A 16,599-nucleotide genomic window follows, 5' to 3' on the forward strand; every position below is an offset into this window, starting at 1 on the left:
GGTCCTCCTCTTCAGTTGTCGATGACGGCAAGCACGGCGCCGGTGCGCACCTGACCGCCGGCCGGCACCGGCAACTCGGCGACCACGCCGTCGGTCGGGGCGAGCACGGGATGTTCCAGCTTCATCGCTTCCAGCGTGAGCAGTGGTTCGCCGGCCACGACCCGTTGGCCGACCTCGACGTGCACCCGGATCACCGCACCGGGCAACGGCGCGAGCAGCGACCCGGCGGCCACCTCCGCCGTGGGCAGGGGGAGACGCGGCAGCTCGACCAGGCTCGCCGCCCCGTCCGGGCCGTCCACGAAGACCGCCGACCCCACCCGGTGTACGCGGTACGCGCACCGCACCCCGTCGACGTCGAGCACCACCCGCTCCGGGGTGGCCTCGACAAGCGCCACGGCCGGCCGGCCGGTGGCGGGGTCGCCGCCGTCGGGGTCGGTGGCGCTGTCGGCGGACCACTCGGCGAGCCCGCCCACGCGGTCCAGCCGGTAGCGGACCTCGACCTCGCCGTCCGGGCCGCCGAACCGGGTGACCTGCGGGACGGCCGGCACGTTGCGCCAGCCCGACGGCAACCCGGCCAGCACCTTCGCGTCGGCGCGGCGGCCGGCGGCCGAGGCAAGTGCCGCGGCGAGCGCCGACAGCGGGAGCCGGTCGGCGGGAAGCAGCGGGGCGAAGACCTCCGCATGCCGGTCCAGGAACCCGGTGTCGATCTCCACGGCGGCGAAGGCGGGGCTGCGCAGCACCCGGACCAGCAGGTCCCGGTTGGTGGTCACCCCGTGCAACTCGGCCCGAGCCAGCGCGGTGGACAGCAGCCGGGTCGCCTCCGCACGAGTACGGCCCCAGGCGATCAGCTTCGCCAGCATCGAGTCGTAGTGCACGCCGACCACCGAACCGGCCACCACCCCCGAGTCGAGCCGCAGACCCGGCCCGGCCAGCCCACCGAACTCGGCTGCCACCGCGGGGACCGCGAACCGGTGCAGGGTCCCGGTGGCCGGCCGCCAACCCGCCGCCGCGTCCTCGGCACACAGGCGCACCTCGACCGCGTGCCCGGTGCCGACCGGCAGGGTCGCCGGCAGCGGCGCACCCTCGGCCACGAGCAGTTGCAACCCCACCAGGTCCAGGCCGGTGCACAGCTCGGTGACCGGGTGTTCCACCTGAAGGCGGGTGTTCATCTCCAGGAAGAAGAACTCGCCGCCCGGGGCGAGCAGGAACTCCACAGTGCCCGCGCCCAGGTAGTCGACAGCGCGACCGGCGGCCACCGCCGCCTCGTGCAACGCCGTCCGCACCCGCTCCGGAACGACAGCCGGCGCCTCCTCGACGATCTTTTGATGCCGGCGTTGGATCGAGCACTCCCGGTCGCCGAGAGCCACCACCCGGCCGTGGGCGTCCCCGAAGATCTGCACCTCGACGTGCCGGCCGCGCTCGACGTACCGCTCGATGAAGACCGAGCCGTCGCCGAACGCGGCAGCCGCCTCGCGGCGCGCGGACGCGACAGCCCCGGCCAGCTCGTCGGCGTCCCGGACGATCCGCATCCCCCGCCCGCCACCACCGGCGGACGCCTTCACCAGGACCGGAAAGTCGCTCACCGCGGCGGTGTCGGTCCAACTGGGCAGCATCGGCACACCAGCCTCGGCGAGCAGACCCTTCGCGGCGAGCTTGTCGCCCATCACGGCGATCACCTTGGCCGGCGGGCCGACCCAGGTCAGCCCGGCGTCGGTCACCGCCGCCGCGAACTCGGCGTTCTCGGCCAGGAAGCCGTACCCCGGGTGGACGGCGTCCGCGCCGCACCGCCGGGCCGCGTCCAGGATCAGTTCGACCCGCAGGTACGTCTCGGCGGGCGTGTCCCCGGGTAGCCGGACCGCCCGGTCGGCCTCGGCGACGAACGGCGCGTCGGCGTCCGCGTCCGAGTGGACGGCCACCGTCTCCACGCCGAGCGCCCGGCAGGACGCGAAGACCCGGCGGGCGATCTCGCCCCGATTGGCGACGAGCAATCTGGTGATCATCGTTGGCTTCGCCCCCTACATCCGGAAGACGCCGAAACCGTCGGCGCCCTTCACCGGTCCGTTGTGGATCGCCGAGAGGCAGAGCCCGAGGACGGTACGCGTGTCCCGCGGGTCGATCACCCCGTCGTCGTAGAGCCGGCCGGAGAGGAAGAGCGCGCCCGACTGCGACTCGATCTGCTGCTCGACCATCATCCGCATGGCGGTGTCGGACTCCTCGTCGAAGGAGCGTCCCCGAGCGGCGGCGGCCTGCCGGGCCACGATGGACAGCACACCGGCGAGCTGAGCTGGGCCCATCACCGCCGACTTCGCGTTCGGCCAGGTGAACAGGAACCTCGGCTCGTACGCCCGGCCGCACATGCCGTAGTTGCCGGCCCCGTACGAGGCGCCCAGGTTCACCGTCAGGTGCGGCACCGTCGAGTTGGACACCGCATTGATCATCAGCGCGCCGTGCTTGATGATGCCGCGCTGCTCGTACTCGGTGCCCACCATGTAGCCGGTGGTGTTCTGGAGGAAGATCAACGGGGTGTCCGAGGCGTTCGCGAGCTGGATGAACTGGGCCGCCTTCTGCGCCTCAGCGCTGAACAGCACCCCCCGGGCGTTCGCCAGCACGCCCACCGGGTACCCGTGCAGCTCGCCCCAGCCGGTGACCAGCGCGTCCCCGTACGCCGGCTTGAACTCGTCGAAGTCGCTGCCGTCCAGGATCCGCGCCAGCACCTCGCGCGGATCGAACGGCACCTTCAGGTCGGCACTGGTGATGCCGAGCAGCTCCTCCGGGTCGTACTTCGGCGGCTGCGGCACCGCCGTCCGCGGCGACGGGCCGTGCTTGCGCCAGTTCAGCCGGCGGACGCACTGCCGGGCCAGCCGGATGCCGTCCCGCTCGTCGGCGGCCAGGTAGTCGGCCAGCCCGGACGTGCCCGCGTGCATCGCCGCCCCGCCCAGCGACTCGTCGTCGGTCACCTCGCCGGTCGCCATCTTCACGAGCGGCGGCCCGGCCAGGTAGACCTGCGACCGGTCCCGAATCATGATCACGTGGTCGGACATGCCCGGCACGTACGCGCCACCGGCCGTGGCGTTGCCGAAGACCACGCTGACCGTGGGGATGCCCGCCGCCGAGAGCCGGGTCAGGTCGCGGAACACCCGACCGCCCGGGATGAAGATCTCCGCCTGGGTGGGCAGGTCCGCTCCGGCCGACTCGACCAGGTTGACCATGGGCAGCCGGTTGGACATTGCGATCTCACCGGCCCGCCGGGTCTTGGCGAGCGACCACGGGTTGACCGCGCCGCCACGTACCGTCGGGTCGTTGGCGACGATCAGGCACTCCACGCCCTCGACCACACCGATGCCGGTGACCACGCTGGCCCCGACCGGGAAGTCGGTGCCGTACGCGGCGACCGGTGACAGCTCCAGGAACGGGCTGTCCGCGTCCACCAGCAGCTCGATCCGCTCCCGGGGGAGCAGTTTGCCGCGGGCGTGGTGCCGGGACACGTACTTCTCGCCGCCGCCCGCCCGCGCCTGGTCAAGCGCGGCGTCCAGCTCGGCCAGCCGCTCCAGCAGCGCCGCCCGGTTCGCCAGGTACGAGGGCGCGGCCGGGTCGACCACGCTGTGCAGGATGCTCACAGGCCCATGCCCTTCGCGATGATCTCGTTCATGATCTCGGTGGTGCCGCCGCCGATGCCGAGGATCCGGGCATCGCGGTAGTGCCGCTCCACCTCGGCGTCGCGCAGGTAGCCGAAGCCGCCGTGCAGTTGCAACGCCTGGTCGACGACGTGGTCGCAGGCGGCCACCGCCACGTTCTTCGCCATCGCCACCTCGGTCACCACCGGCTCGCCCGCAGCCACCCGGGCGGCCACCTCGTGCACGTACGACCGGGCCGCCTCGGCCCGCGTGTGCATCTCGGCTAACCGGTGCCGGATGAGCTGCCGGCTGGCCAGCGGACGCCCGAAGGTCTCCCGGTTGCGGCACCAGCGCGTCGCCAGCTCGACGCAGCGCTGCGCTGTCGCGTACGCCTGGGTCGCCAGTGACAGCCGCTCCGCCGCGAAGTGCTGCATGATCGCGAGGAAGCCGGTGTTCTCCGCGCCGATCCGGTTGGCGACCGGCACCCGCACGTCCGCGAAGGACAACTCGGCGGTGTCCGAGCAGTGCCAGCCCAGCTTCTCCAACCGGCGTCCCACTGTGAACCCGGGTGTCCCCTTGTCGATGACCAGCAGGGTGAGTTCACCGCTGCCGGGAAAGTCCGTACACACCGCAGTGGTCACGAAGTCGGCCCGGTGCCCGCTGGTGATGTACGTCTTCGACCCGTTCACCACGTAGTGGTCGCCGTCCCGGCGGGCGGTCGTGCGGATGCCGGCCACGTCCGAACCACTGTCCGGCTCGGTGACGGCCAGCGCGCCGATCATCGTGCCGGCCAGGGTGGGCCGGACGTACCGCTCGATCAGGCTGTCGTCGCCCGGGGACGCGGTGCCGCCGAGCCGGCCGCCAAGCGAGCCACCGGTGCGGGCGCCGGCCGCCGCGACCATGTGCGGCAAGGCGATGCCGTGCGTGAACAGGGCTGCCACCAGGCCGGACGAGCCGCCGGAGCGGATGAGCTCCTCGGTCACGATGATCGAGTCGAGCAGGTCGCCGCCGCTGCCACCGACCGACTCGGGGAAGCCGATGCCGAGCAGGCCGAGCTTCGCGGCGCTCGCGTGCAGCGCCCGGGGCACCTCACCGGCCCGCTCCCAGTCGTCCAGGTGCGGCAGCACCTCCCGGGTCACGAAGGCCCGGGTCAGTTCGCGCAGTTGCCGCCGCTCCGGCGTGTCCACGATGCTCACGCCAGCACTCCCCACCGCCGCTGCGCACTCGGCGCGGTCATGGCGTCACCTCGGCCGGTAGGTCGACGATCCGGGCGCGCAGCAGCTCACCGAGCGCCTTGGCCTGCGGGTCGAACCGGGTGGACGCGGCCACCCCGGCCCCGAGCAGGCCCTCGATCACGAAGTTGACCGCGTGCAGGTTCGGCAGTTCGTAGCGCCGCACCGACAGCGGCGCGGTCTCCGGCACCAGCTCGGCCAGCCGCTCGACCGTCAACCAGGCGCGCAGCCACGCGTACCCGGCTTCGGTCCGTGCCCACACACCGAGGTTGGCGTCCCCACCCTTGTCGCCTGAGCGGGCGCCGACCAACTCGCCGAGCGCCCCCCGCCGCGTCGGGCCGCCGACCGCCGCGCCGCCGCCGGGAACCGTCTCGTCCGCGGGCACCGGGGCGGTGCGGATCGGCGGGGCGATCGGCACCCGCTCACCACCGGGCAGCACCGCGACGTGCGCCACGGCGTCCTGCGGCACCGCGTCGGCGGTGAAGACGCCGTACGGTGTCGCGTCGCCCGGCAGGGTGGTAAGCGTGCAGCCCGGGTACGAGGCCAGCGCCAGCTCCACAGCGGCGGCCGAGAAGGCCCGCCCGGCCCGAGCCTTGTCACCGTCGCGCAGGTGTACGTGCAGCAGGGCGCTGGCGGCCTCGGTGTCGGCGGCGTCCGCGTGGTCGGTCCGGGCCAGCGTGAACTCCAGCCCGTCCTTGCCCACCGCCTCCTCGACCTGCCCCCGGACCAGCGTGGCCTTCGCCTCGATGTCGAGGCCGCAGAGGACGAAGGTCATCGAGTTGCGGAAGCCACCGAGGTTGTTGACGCCCACCTTGAGGGTGGGCGGCGGCGGCGTGCCCCGGACCCCGGAGACCCGGACCCGGTCCGGTCCGTCCTGGCGCAACGTCACAGTGTCCAGTCGGGTCACCACGTCCGGCCCCAGGTACGCCGGCCCACCGATCTCGTAGAGTAGCTGCGCGGTGACCGTCTCCACGGTGACCGCGCCACCGGTGCCCGCGTGCTTGGTGAGCACCGTCGAGCCGTCGGCGTGCACCTCGGCGATCGGGAAACCGGGGCGGTGCCCGCCGTCGGGCAGCTCGGTGAAGAAGCTGAAGTTGCCGCCGGTGACCTGTGCGCCGCACTCGACGAGGTGCCCCGCGACTGTTGCCCCGGCCAGTTCGTCGAGGTCGTCCCGGCCCCAGCCGTACCGCGCGATGGCCGGGCCGACGACAAGCGACGCGTCGGTGACCCGGCCGGTGACCACCACGTCCGCGCCGCCGTCGAGGCAGGCCGCGATGCCGAACGCGCCGAGGTAGGCGTTCGCGCTCAACGCGTCCGGCCGCCGGATGGTGTCGCCCTCGACGTACCCCACCTGGGCCGGCAGGCCCAGCCGGGCGGCGAGTGCGCTGATGGCGGCGGCCAGGCCGGCCGGGTTCAACCCGCCGGCGTTCGTCACGATCCGCACCCCCCGCTCCAGGGCGGTGCCGAGGCACGTCTCCAGTTGACGCAGGAACGTCTTCGCGTAGCCCAGGTCGGCGTCGCGCAGCCGATCCCGGGCGAGGATCAGCATGGTCAGCTCGGCCAGGTAGTCACCGGTCAGCACGTCCAGTTCGCCGCCGTCGAGCATCTCCTGCCAGGCGGTGAACCGGTCACCGTAGAAGCCGGAGGCGTTGCCGATCCGGATCATGCCGGCGTGCCGAACTCGGCGGCCGGCTTCCGGCCGTCGCCGGGCGGCCCGGCGAACGCCTGCGCCACGTCGAGCCACTCGTCGGCGACCGGCCCGGTGGCGACCAGGGCGAGGTCCGCGCGGTGTCGGCGCTGGGTGACCAGCAGGCAGAAGTCCAGGGCGGGCCCGCTCAGCCGGTCGGCGGCGTCCGCCGGGCCCCAGGTCCAGATGTCGCCGCCGGGCCCGACCAGCTCGACCCGGATCGGCGTCGTCGGTATGTCCCGGCCGTGGGCCGCGAACCCGTGCCCGAAGGTACGCACACCGAGGTGCGCGACGTGCCGGAGCCGGTCGCTGGCGGGTCGGACGACGCCGAGCGCGTCGGCCACGTCCTCGCCGTGCGCCCAGGTCTCCATGATGCGGGCGGTCGCCATCGAGGTGGCCGACATCCGGGTGCCGAACCACTGCAGTTTCTCGCCGGCGGGGACGGCGGCAAGCGCGTCGGCGAGCGCCGCCCGGCCGGCCCGCCAGCGGGCGAGCAGCTCCGGCGGCGGGGCGAGGAACTCCTCGGCGCCGGCGTCGGCCATCCGGGTCGGGTCCGGCGCGGCGGTCACCGTCGCGAAGAACGCCTCGGTATCGGTGGCCGCCAGCAGTGACACGTGGTCGGTCCAGGCGAGGTGGGCGATCTGGTGCCCGATGCTCCAGCCGGGCGCGAGGGTCGGTCGGGCCCAGTCGGCCGCCGGTAACGGCGCCACCAGGCTGTCCAGTTGGGCGGACTCGGCGGCCAGATCCGCGAGCAGGTCGGTGTGGTCGACCATGGGTGCCTCCGGTCGGTCGTGGCCGGCGCGGCCAGCGGTCAGGGTGTGAGCAGGGTGGCGAGTTGGCGCTTCCAGGTGCTCAGCAGGGCAGCACGGCGGGTCGAGTCGTCGGTGAGCAGGTTGGCCACCCCGAGCCCGCGGAGCAGGTCGAGAGTGGCCTGGACCGCCTCGCGGACTCCGGGTCTGCGCTCGTCGACGCCGAGGAGTGCCACGGTGAGGCGGTGCATCTCCCGGCCCACCGTCGCCTCCAACGGCACCAGGGCGTCGCGGAGTTCCTGGTCGGTGCGGGCGGCGACCCAGAGTTCGAGAGCGGCCACGAACAGCGGCCCGGTGAACGCCACGCCGAGCAGGTCGATCACCCGGTCCAGCCGCTGCGGGCCGGCCGGCAACGCCTCGGCCTCGGTGCGTAACTCGACGGCCCGCCGCTCGGCGAGATGGGCCACGGCGGCCGTCACGAGCGCCGCCTTCGTCGGGTAGTGGTGCAGTTGGGCGCCACGCGAGACACCGGCCCGCGCGGCGACGACTGTGGTCGTGGTGCCGGACCAGCCGTGCTCGATCAGGCAGTCGACTGTCGCCTCCAGCAGCCGGGCCTGGGTGGCGCGGCTGCGCTCCTGCTGAGGGACGCGCGTCGATGCGGTGGACACGGGAACAGCCTGCGGCCTCCGAAACAAACAGTCAAGACTGACTTTTTCTGGGCCGCGCTGCTGGATTGCGCGGACGCGGGGGCGCGGCGGCCGCCTCAGCGGCCGTCGCGGGGGCCGAAGACGGCAAGCGCCGCAGCGTCGCTGTGCTCGGAGCGCAGGTACTCGTCGGCCCAGGCGGTGGCGTCGGGGAAGGTCGACTCCGCCGACACCCGGGCGCAGGCCGCGTCCACGTCGAAGACGGTACGGCGCAGTTGGACGCCCGGCCCGAGCAGCGCCCACCACGCGCCCGCACCGCCGTACGGCATGCCGATGCTGCCCGGATTGATCACCAGGCGTCGGTCGACCAGCCGGGTGAAGGGCATGTGGGTGTGCCCACAGACCACCGCCGAGATCTCGGCCGGCAGGCCGTCGAACACCTCCGCCCAGCGCTCCATCCGGGAGTCGACGAGCACGACCTCCTCGTCGTCGCGCGGAGTGGCGTGACAGAACAGCGTCGGCCCGAGGCCGTCGATGTCGAACGTCGCCGTCGCCGGCAGCGCCGCGAGACGGGCCACCTGGTCGTCGCGGAGCTGTCCGGCGGCCCAGTTCGACACCTCGAGCGACGCGGGCTTTCCGGCCCGCGCCTCGACGAGCTCGCGCTCGCAGTTGCCGCCGACCCAGCACACCCGATCCCCCAGGCCGGCGAGCACGTCCAACACCTCGACCGGTTGCGGACCGGTCGCGATGTCCCCGGTGAGCACGATCAAGTCGGCGGTGGCGACGTCCGGTTCGGCAAGCACCGCCTCCAGCGCGGGCAGCACGCCATGGATGTCGGACAGCACGGCAACCCTGTTCACCATGGCCCCACCCTCACCGCTGGTGCCGCGCCGGATCCAGGGAATCTGCGCTCGGCAGACAAGAACGTCCCCGCCCACCGTCGGTGACGGAAGGCGGGGACGCGGTGCTGCGCAGTCAGACGCGGGCGCGACGAGCCAGGCGCTCCGGGTCCAGAATGATGATGCTCTTGCCGTCCAGCCGCAGCCAGCCGCGCGAGGCGAAGTCAGCGAGCGCCTTGTTGACCGTCTCCCGGGAGGCGCCGACGAGCTGGGCGATCTCCTCCTGGGTGAGGTCGTGGGTCACCCGCAGGACGCCACCGTCACGGGTGCCGAACCGGCCAGCCATCTGGAGCAGGTTCTTCGCGACCCGACCCGGCACGTCCGTGAAGATCAGGTCGGCGAGCGAGTCGTTGGTCCGTCGCAGCCGTCGGGCGAGCACCCGAAGCAGTTGCTCGGCGATCTCCGGGCGGTTGGCCAGCCATGGCCGTAGCGCCTGCTTGCGCAGTCGTACGAGCCGGGTGTCCGTCACCGCGGTGGCGGTCGCCGTACGCGGACCCGGGTCGAAGAGCGACAGCTCACCGACCATGTCCGACGGCCCCATCACCGCGATCAGGTTCTGCCGGCCGTCCGCCGCGCGGCGACCAACCTTGATCTTCCCGGACAGCAGGATATAGAGGCTGTCACCGGGCTCGCCCTCATTGAAAACGATCTCGCCCTTGCGGACCTCGATCGTCTCCATCTCCTTGGCAAGCGCCTCGGCAGCTTCCGGGTCGACACCCTGGAAGATCCCGCTGCGGGCCAGTACCTCGTCCATCGCGCACCTCCGGTTGCGCGTGCCGTCCGTCGGCCGGGGCCGCCGTCCGCTGATCCCCTCGCGCGCCGCCAAGTCTAGGCGCACGTGAGCTTGAATCAGAGGTCGGCCCTGGAATCTTGATCGTTGGGCGTAACCTGCCCGACGTGCTGAGCGAGCCAACTCTGACCAGTCGCCCCGAGAACGGGCGCGACATTCCGCTGCTCGTCTGGCACGCCGACGGACCTCTGCGAGCAGTCAGCAGCGGCCCGCTGGGCGGTGGAATCGGCCTCCGGCGCTGGGTGCTGAACGCGACAGTGCCGATGTCGTACGACCGCGACGACCCGGCCGCCCACCTGACCGCGCTCGCCGCCGACCTCGCCCTCGACGGCCCCGGCGTTGGTCTGCTGACCGGCGTCGACGTGGCCGAGGTGGTGGCGCGGACCGACACCGGGGTGCGGGCCTGGGCGACGGTCGGGCTCGGCACGCCGCTGCTCGCCGCCGCGCCGGCCGCGGCCGGGCTCGTCCAGCGGGTCGGCACGGTCAACATCGTGGTGTACGTGCCGGCCCGACTCGCCGACTCGGCACTCGTCAACGCGGTGGCCACGGCGACCGAGGCGAAGACCCAGGCGATCACCGACCTGGGGTTGCCGGGGACCGGCACCCCGACCGACTCGGTCACCGTGCTCTGCCCGGTGGACGGGCCGGAGGCCGCGTACGGGGGGCCGCGCTCCACCTGGGGTGCCCCGCTCGCCCGAGCGGTGCACGCCGCGGTCCTCGCCGGGGGTGCCCGGGCGGTCGTGCCCTGGTCAGAGCAGCTCCCCGGCTGAACTTCTACCCGATCGGCTGTCGTCGGCGCGTTGACGGCCCGGTAGGGTCGCGAGCGATGTATGCTGCCGCCCCTCTCGCGTCCCGCCCGCGCCGCCGCGTCGCCCTCGGCCTCGCCGCGCTGCTGGCCACCCTGCTCGTCGCCGGCTGCGGCGACTCCGGCGGCGAAGCCCCCGTCTGGCAGCCCGGCGCTGGCGGCGGCGGCACCGGCGCGCCGGTGAGCACGGCTGGCCCGGAGGCCACCGGGCCGGCGGCCTCCGCCGCGGGCGGCGCGATCTCGCTCTCCGCCACCGGCGACATCATCATGGGCAACGCGCCGAGCCGGCTGCCCGCCGCCGGCGGCAAGGGTTTCTTCACCTCGGTGACCGAGGCGCTCAAGGCCGACCTGGTGATGGGCAATCTGGAAGAGCCGCTGACCGTGGACACCGGCACCGGCAAGTGCGGGGCCAACTCCACCCGCTGCTTCCAGTTCCGGGCCCCGCCGGAGTACGCCGCCCACCTGCGCGACGCCGGCTTCGACGTGCTCAACCAGGCCAACAACCACGGCTACGACTACGGCCCGAAGGGCTACGAGAACACGCAGAAAGCGCTGGAGAAGTACGACCTGGAGCACACCGGTGCGCCGGACCAGATCACCGTGGTCGACGTCAAGGGCGTCAAGGTCGCGGTGGCCGGCTTCTCGTCGTACGTCTGGTCCAACAGCCTTGTCGACATCGACAAGGCGAAGACGGTGGTCGCCAAGGCCGCCACCATGGCCGACCTGGTCGTGGTGCAGGTGCACATGGGCGGCGAGGGCGCGGAGAAGACCCGGGTCAAGCCGGGCACCGAGATGTTCCTGGGCGAGAACCGGGGCGACCCGGTCAAATTCTCCCACGCGATGATCGACGCGGGTGCCGATCTGATCGTCGGGCACGGGCCGCACGTGCTGCGCGGCATGGAGTTCTACCAGGGCCGGCTGATCGCGTACAGCCTCGGCAACTTCGCCGGCGGGGGCAACTCGCTGGTCAACGACGGCCGCCTCGGCTGGGGCGGGGTGCTGAAGGTTTCGCTGAAGCCGGACGGAAGCTGGGCCGGTGGCTCGTTCACCTCGACGTTCATGAACGACGCCGGTAAGCCGACGATGGATCCCGGCGACCGGGGCCTGGGCCTGATCGGCGACCTGAGCCGGAGCGACTTCCCCAAGAGTGGCGCCCGGTTCGACGGGCAGGGCAAGATCTCCCCGCCAACGGGCGGCTGACCCGACGGGAACGTCCGGGGCGCGACGTAGGCTGACCGTCGTGACCAGTAGTCCCCCCGGTGCCAGCGAGACCGACCTCGGGCGCACCCGCCGCGCCCGCAAGATCGGCCGGGTGCTGGCCGAGACGCATCCCGACGCGCACTGCGAACTGGACCACTCCAGCGCCCTGGAGTTGTCAGTCGCCACGATCCTCTCGGCCCAGTGCACGGACAAGAAGGTCAACGAGGTCACCCCGAAGCTCTTCGCCCGCTACCCGAGCGCCGCCGCGTACGCCGGGGCCGACCGTGGCGAGATGGAGGAGCTGATCCGGCCGACCGGTTTCTACCGCAACAAGACCGACTCGTTGATCAAGCTCGGCCAGGCTCTTCTCGACCGGTACGACGGCAACGTCCCCGGCCGGCTCGTCGACCTGGTGACGCTGCCCGGGATCGGCCGCAAGACCGCGAACGTGATCCTCGGCAACGCCTTCGACGTCCCCGGCATCACCGTCGACACGCACTTCCAGCGGCTGGTCCACCGGTGGCGGCTGACCGGCGAGACCGACCCGGTCAAGATCGAGCACGCGATCGGCGCGCTGTACCCGAAGCGCGACTGGACCATGCTGTCGCACCGGATCATCTTCCACGGGCGACGGGTCTGCCACGCCCGCAAGCCCGCCTGCGGCGCGTGCACGCTCGCGAAGCTCTGCCCCTCGTACGGCACCGGGCCGACCGAGCCCGCCGCCGCCGCGAAGCTGCTCAAGGGCCCTCGGGCGCGCGACCTCGCGGTGGCCGCCGGGGTCGACCCGGAGCTGGTGCCCGCGCAGGCGGTCGCCGCGGAGGTGCCGTGAACCGCCGTCTCGTACTCATGATCGTGCCGCTGCTGCTGACCCTCGCCGGCTGCACCAGCGGCGCGGCCGACGACGACCCGGCCCCCCGTCGGGCCGCCGCTGAACGACCGTCGCCGTTCCGGGACTGCTCCACGCTGAGCACACCGCCCACGGCCGCGTCGCCCGCCGCCGCGACGGCCCCCGGGTCGCCCGGCGCGACGGCCTCCGCCACCGGCGCCGTCACGGCGGCCCCCGCCGCTGGCGGTCAGGCGCTGCCGGAGTTGACGCTTGCCTGCTTCACCGGCGGCGCGCCCGTCGCCCTACGGGACGTGGCCGGGCCGGTGGTGATCAACGTGTGGGCCTCCTGGTGCCCGCCGTGCCAGAAGGAGCTGCCCGCCTTCCAACGCCTCAGCGAACGGGCCGCCGGTCGGCTCCAGGTGCTCGGGGTCAACAGCCGGGACACCCGCAGTGCGGCCCAGTCCATCGGTGAGGACTTCGGCATCCGGTTCCCGATCCTGGTCGACCAGGGTGAGGCGCTGCAACGCGAGTTGAAGCGCAACTTCTTCCCCATGACGCTCTTCGTCGACGCCGACGGTCGGGTCCGGCACATCGACGCCAGCGGCGCGCTCGACGACGCCCAACTCGCCGAGCTGGTCCGTAAGCACCTCGGTCTGACGGTGCCCGCGTGACCCGTCGACCGCCCGACTGGATCGAGCCGCTGCTGACCCGGCTCGGCACCGCCCGCGCCGAGGACTTCACCCGGCTCACCACTCCGGCCGAGGGCGGTCGGGAGAGCGCCGTGCTGGTGCTGCTCGGCGAGCAGCCCGGGGCGGGTCCCGACGTGCTGGTCCTGCAACGCGCCGCCACGCTGCGTACCCACGCCGGCCAGCCGGCCTTTCCCGGGGGCGCGGCCGACCCGGAGGACGCCGACGTCCGGGCCACCGCGCTGCGCGAGGCGAACGAGGAGGTCGGCCTCGACCCGACGAGCGTGACCGTGCTTGCCGAGCTGCCGAAACTGTGGATCCCGGTAAGCGACTTCGTGGTCACCCCGGTGCTGGCCTGGTGGCACGACCCGCACCCGGTGCACCCCCGGGAGCCGGCCGAGGTGGCGCACGTGGCCCGCCTGCCGGTGAGCGAGCTGGTCGACCCGGCCAACCGGCTGCGGGTCCGCCACCCGAGCGGCTGGATCGGCCCGGCGTTCTCGGCGCGCGGGATGCTCGTCTGGGGCTTCACCGCCGGGGTGCTGGCCACCCTCCTGGAGATGGGCGGCTGGGCCCGCCCGTGGCCGCGCGGCCGGGTGGTGGAGCTGCCGCCGAGCGGAGCGACCCCAGCCCCGTCGGCGGGCACCGACGACGCCGACGAGTCTGCCCTGCGCTGACCGCGCGCTCACTTTCCGCAAGCGCTGGTCATCCGGCGGGCACACTGCCCGTACGCTTGACCCGTGTCCGTCGTGGATCTGCTGCTGATACTGCTCATGCTCCTGTTCGCGATCAGCGGATACCGCCAGGGCTTCGCCATCGGCATCCTGTCGCTCGCCGGGTTCTTCCTGGGCCTCCTGCTGGGCCTCCAGCTCGGGCCGCTGTTCGCCAGGCAGTTCGTGGACCCCGTCGCCCGGGTGCTGATCTCGCTGGTGGCGATCTTCGGGCTGGCAGTGATCGGGCAGGCGCTCGCCGGCTGGCTCGGCTCACGCCTGCGCAAGACGATCACCAGTGAGGTGGGCAGGCGGGCCGACGACATCGGCGGAGCCGTCGTCTCACTGCTCGCGGTGCTCCTGTTCGCCTGGCTGATCGCCGTGCCGTTCGGCTCCTCCGCGGTGCCCTGGATCGCCGCGGCGGTACGCAACAGCGCGCTGATCACGGTGGTGAACCGGGTCCTGCCCAACCAGGCCCACGATCTCACCACGGCACTGCAGGACACTCTCGACACCGACGGGTTCCCGGACGTCTTCGGCGACCTCGCACCCACGCGGGCCCGGCAGGTCGAGCCGCCCGATCCGGCACTGGCCGGCTCGCAGGTGGTGGTCAACGGGCAGCGGTCGGTCGTCAAGGTGCTCGGCTCCGCGCCCAGTTGCTCCCGCCGCATCGAGGGCTCCGGCTTCGTGTACGCCGACGACCGGGTGATGACCAACGCGCACGTCGTCGCCGGGACCCGCTCGGTCGCCGTGGAGCTGGGCGGCGAGCGGTACGACGGCAAGGTGGTGGTCTACGACCCGGATCGGGACCTGGCCGTGCTGCTCGTACCCGGATTGCCCGGTCCGTCCCTGCGGTTCGCCGCCGGCAACGCGGGCAGCGGCTCCGACGCCATCGTGCTCGGGTTCCCGCTCGACGGCCCCTACAACGCGCAGTCGGCGCGGGTCCGCGACGTCGACCGGATCAAGGGACCGGACATCTACTCCGACGGCGACGTCACCCGGGAGATCTACACGATCCGGGCGCTGGTCCGCAGCGGCAACTCCGGCGGTCCGCTGCTCTCCGCCAACGGTCTGGTGCTCGGCGTGATCTTCGCGGCGGCGGTCGACGACTCGAACACCGGCTTCGCGGTGACCGCGGCCGAGGCCCGCCCGGTGGCGCTGGCCGGTGCCGAACGTAACCGGCAGGTCGGCACCGGCGAGTGCACCTGAACTCCGCGCGGGGTCAGCTGGGGGCCGGCGCGGGTCGTCGCGCGCTCGGCAGCTTCGCCCGCCCCCACCGCAGCCCGCGGTCCAGCACCGCCCGAGCCATGATCGCGACGCAGGTGCCGCCGTTGAGGAAGGACGCCACCACGTCGCTCGGGTGGTGCATGCCCCGATACATCCGGGTCAACGCCACCCCCAGCGGCACCATCAGCAGCAGCGTCCACCAGGCGACCTTCGCCCCGGTGCTGCGTGCCCGCAGGGCCATCAGCACGGCGATGCCGACGTAGAGCGCCACCGCCGCCGAGGTGTGCCCGGACGGGAAGCTCGACGTGGGCGGCGAGACGTCCATGTGCTCCACCGCCGGTCGCTGCCGGTCGATCGCCAGCGTGGTCAGCAGGAATACGAGCGCCTGGGCGGTCACCGCCGCGCACAGGAACAGCGGTTCCCGCCAGCGGTGCAGCCAGAGCCGCAGCGCCAGCGCCACCAGCACGGTGACCACGACGATCATCTGGGTGCTGGCCAGCGTGCTGAACACGAGCGAGACGTCGTTCCAGCCGCCGGTACGGTCGCCGGCGAGTTCCCGGTTGACCGCGTCCTCGACGGTGAACGGCCAGGTCCGCACGAAGACGCGGGTGACCAGCACCCCGAGCAGCACCATGACGCCGAGCAGTAGGGAAACCGGCAGCAGCACCCGCCGGACGATCTGGACCACGGTGTCGGACATGGGTGGGCCAGTACCCGATGGGGCTCGTCGGCACGCCTCAGGCCGCTCCGGGCTGCCGCTCGACCTCGGGAGCGACGCCGTCGCGGGCCGGCTGGACCGGCCGAAGCCCGGTGTGTGCACGCCAACTGGTGAACGCGGCGGTGGTCGCCGCGACCACCGCCACCGCGAGCAGCCAGCCGCCCAGCACGTCGCTTGTGAAGTGCACGCCGAGCGCCACCCGGCTCAACCCGGTGACCACGGTGAGCAGCAGCGCGGCTACCCAGAGCGCGACCCGTGCCACTCCCCGGCCAACGTAGGGCAGAAACACCAGCAGCAGCACCCCGGCGGTCAGGGTGGCGTTCAGCGCGTGACCGGAGGGGAACGAATAGCCGGCGGCCCGCGCCACCGGGTCCAGCAGCTCCGGCCGGTCGCGGCCGACGAGCAGCTTCAGCAGCGGGCCGAACAGTCCACCCACCACCATGGTGGTGGTCGCCCAGAGGGCCAGCCGGCGGGCTCCCCGGCGCAGCAGCCAGATCACCACGAGCAGTGTGACGACCCGCAGCGGCATCGGCGCGAACACCTCGCTCCAGATCCGCATCAGCACCACCCAGGCCGGGTGGTGGACGGCGTACCCGTGCAGCGCCTCGGTGACCGCCGTGTCCAGCCGGTGCAGCGGTGCCCAGGCCCCGAGCACCAGCAGCGCGAGCAGCGCGAAGGGCACAAGCACCAGGAACGCCGCCGTCGCGGCCAGGGTCAGCCGCAGCCCCAGCGAGTGGTCCGGGTCGAGTCGGCGGTGCCGCCAGGACGGGTGCCGGGCGGTGCCGAGGGTACGTGGGCCGGGCGTGCTCATGCGA

Annotated in this window: 16 protein-coding genes; 6 read left to right on the plus strand and 10 right to left on the minus strand. The window is 72.9% G+C overall.

Annotated elements, in window-relative coordinates; genetic code table 11:
- Nucleotides 1-11: 11 nt before the first annotated feature.
- The 8 genes from AB0F61_RS04980 to AB0F61_RS05015 all read right to left on the minus strand — a co-directional run bounded on the left by AB0F61_RS04980 (nt 12) and on the right by AB0F61_RS05015 (nt 9,579).
- Complete coding sequence (locus tag AB0F61_RS04980) at nt 12-2,000, minus strand: biotin carboxylase N-terminal domain-containing protein (RefSeq protein ID WP_357803389.1); 1,989 nt, start codon at nt 1,998-2,000, stop codon at nt 12-14.
- A gap of 15 nt (nt 2,001-2,015) precedes the next feature.
- Nucleotides 2,016-3,617 carry a carboxyl transferase domain-containing protein gene (locus AB0F61_RS04985; RefSeq protein ID WP_357803391.1) on the minus strand — a complete coding sequence of 534 codons (1,602 nt, stop codon included), beginning with the start codon at nt 3,615-3,617 and terminating at the stop codon, nt 2,016-2,018.
- Nucleotides 3,614-4,810, minus strand: a complete 1,197-nt coding sequence (locus AB0F61_RS04990) for an acyl-CoA dehydrogenase family protein (RefSeq protein ID WP_357803393.1) — start codon at nt 4,808-4,810, stop codon at nt 3,614-3,616. Before AB0F61_RS04990 ends, AB0F61_RS04985 begins: the two co-directional genes overlap by 4 nt.
- A gap of 37 nt (nt 4,811-4,847) precedes the next feature.
- Nucleotides 4,848-6,512 carry an acyclic terpene utilization AtuA family protein gene (locus tag AB0F61_RS04995; protein ID WP_357803395.1) on the minus strand — a complete coding sequence of 555 codons (1,665 nt, stop codon included), beginning with the start codon at nt 6,510-6,512 and terminating at the stop codon, nt 4,848-4,850.
- On the minus strand, nt 6,509-7,306 hold the full coding sequence (locus AB0F61_RS05000; RefSeq protein WP_357803397.1) for a TIGR03084 family metal-binding protein: 798 nt from the start codon (nt 7,304-7,306) through the stop codon (nt 6,509-6,511). Before AB0F61_RS05000 ends, AB0F61_RS04995 begins: the two co-directional genes overlap by 4 nt.
- Nucleotides 7,307-7,344: 38 nt before the next feature.
- Nucleotides 7,345-7,950, minus strand: a complete 606-nt coding sequence (locus AB0F61_RS05005) for a TetR/AcrR family transcriptional regulator (protein WP_357803399.1) — start codon at nt 7,948-7,950, stop codon at nt 7,345-7,347.
- A 95-nt stretch (nt 7,951-8,045) separates the two neighbouring features.
- Nucleotides 8,046-8,789, minus strand: a complete 744-nt coding sequence (locus AB0F61_RS05010; protein WP_357803401.1) for a metallophosphoesterase family protein — start codon at nt 8,787-8,789, stop codon at nt 8,046-8,048.
- A gap of 112 nt (nt 8,790-8,901) precedes the next feature.
- Entirely contained in the window at nt 8,902-9,579 is a 678-nt protein-coding gene (locus AB0F61_RS05015) for a Crp/Fnr family transcriptional regulator (protein WP_110563686.1), read from the minus strand.
- Between the two features lie 143 nt (nt 9,580-9,722).
- Here AB0F61_RS05015 and AB0F61_RS05020 point away from each other — a divergent pair, with 143 nt between their 5' ends.
- The 6 genes from AB0F61_RS05020 (at nt 9,723) to AB0F61_RS05045 (ending at nt 15,048) form a co-directional block, all read left to right on the plus strand.
- The gene (locus AB0F61_RS05020; RefSeq protein ID WP_357803404.1) at nt 9,723-10,385 is read left to right on the plus strand and encodes an adenosylcobinamide amidohydrolase; all 663 of its coding nucleotides are present in this window, start codon (nt 9,723-9,725) and stop codon (nt 10,383-10,385) included.
- A 56-nt stretch (nt 10,386-10,441) separates the two neighbouring features.
- Nucleotides 10,442-11,620: a CapA family protein gene (locus AB0F61_RS05025; RefSeq protein ID WP_357803406.1), complete on the plus strand. Its 1,179-nt coding sequence runs from the start codon at nt 10,442-10,444 to the stop codon at nt 11,618-11,620.
- Nucleotides 11,621-11,651: 31 nt separating this feature from the next.
- Entirely contained in the window at nt 11,652-12,449 is a 798-nt protein-coding gene (gene nth / locus AB0F61_RS05030; protein ID WP_357803682.1) for an endonuclease III, read from the plus strand.
- Nucleotides 12,446-13,117 (plus strand): TlpA disulfide reductase family protein, encoded by a 672-nt coding sequence (locus tag AB0F61_RS05035; RefSeq protein ID WP_357803407.1) that lies wholly within the window; start codon nt 12,446-12,448, stop codon nt 13,115-13,117. Before nth ends, AB0F61_RS05035 begins: the two co-directional genes overlap by 4 nt.
- Nucleotides 13,114-13,806, plus strand: coding sequence for a CoA pyrophosphatase (locus AB0F61_RS05040; protein ID WP_357803409.1), 693 nt, complete (start codon nt 13,114-13,116; stop codon nt 13,804-13,806). Before AB0F61_RS05035 ends, AB0F61_RS05040 begins: the two co-directional genes overlap by 4 nt.
- A 63-nt stretch (nt 13,807-13,869) precedes the next feature.
- A complete protein-coding gene (locus tag AB0F61_RS05045) occupies nt 13,870-15,048 on the plus strand; it encodes a MarP family serine protease (protein WP_357803411.1) in 1,179 nt (392 codons plus the stop codon).
- A gap of 13 nt (nt 15,049-15,061) precedes the next feature.
- Here AB0F61_RS05045 and AB0F61_RS05050 read toward each other — a convergent pair whose 3' ends face one another.
- Nucleotides 15,062-15,766, minus strand: coding sequence for a phosphatase PAP2 family protein (locus tag AB0F61_RS05050; protein ID WP_357803413.1), 705 nt, complete (start codon nt 15,764-15,766; stop codon nt 15,062-15,064).
- A gap of 37 nt (nt 15,767-15,803) precedes the next feature.
- Nucleotides 15,804-16,595 carry a phosphatase PAP2 family protein gene (locus AB0F61_RS05055; protein ID WP_357803415.1) on the minus strand — a complete coding sequence of 264 codons (792 nt, stop codon included), beginning with the start codon at nt 16,593-16,595 and terminating at the stop codon, nt 15,804-15,806.
- Between the last annotated feature and the right edge of the window lie 4 nt (nt 16,596-16,599).

Origin of the sequence: Micromonospora sp. NPDC023888 (genome assembly GCF_040639415.1) — a bacterium.
Taxonomy (GTDB): Bacteria; Actinomycetota; Actinomycetes; order Mycobacteriales; family Micromonosporaceae; genus Micromonospora.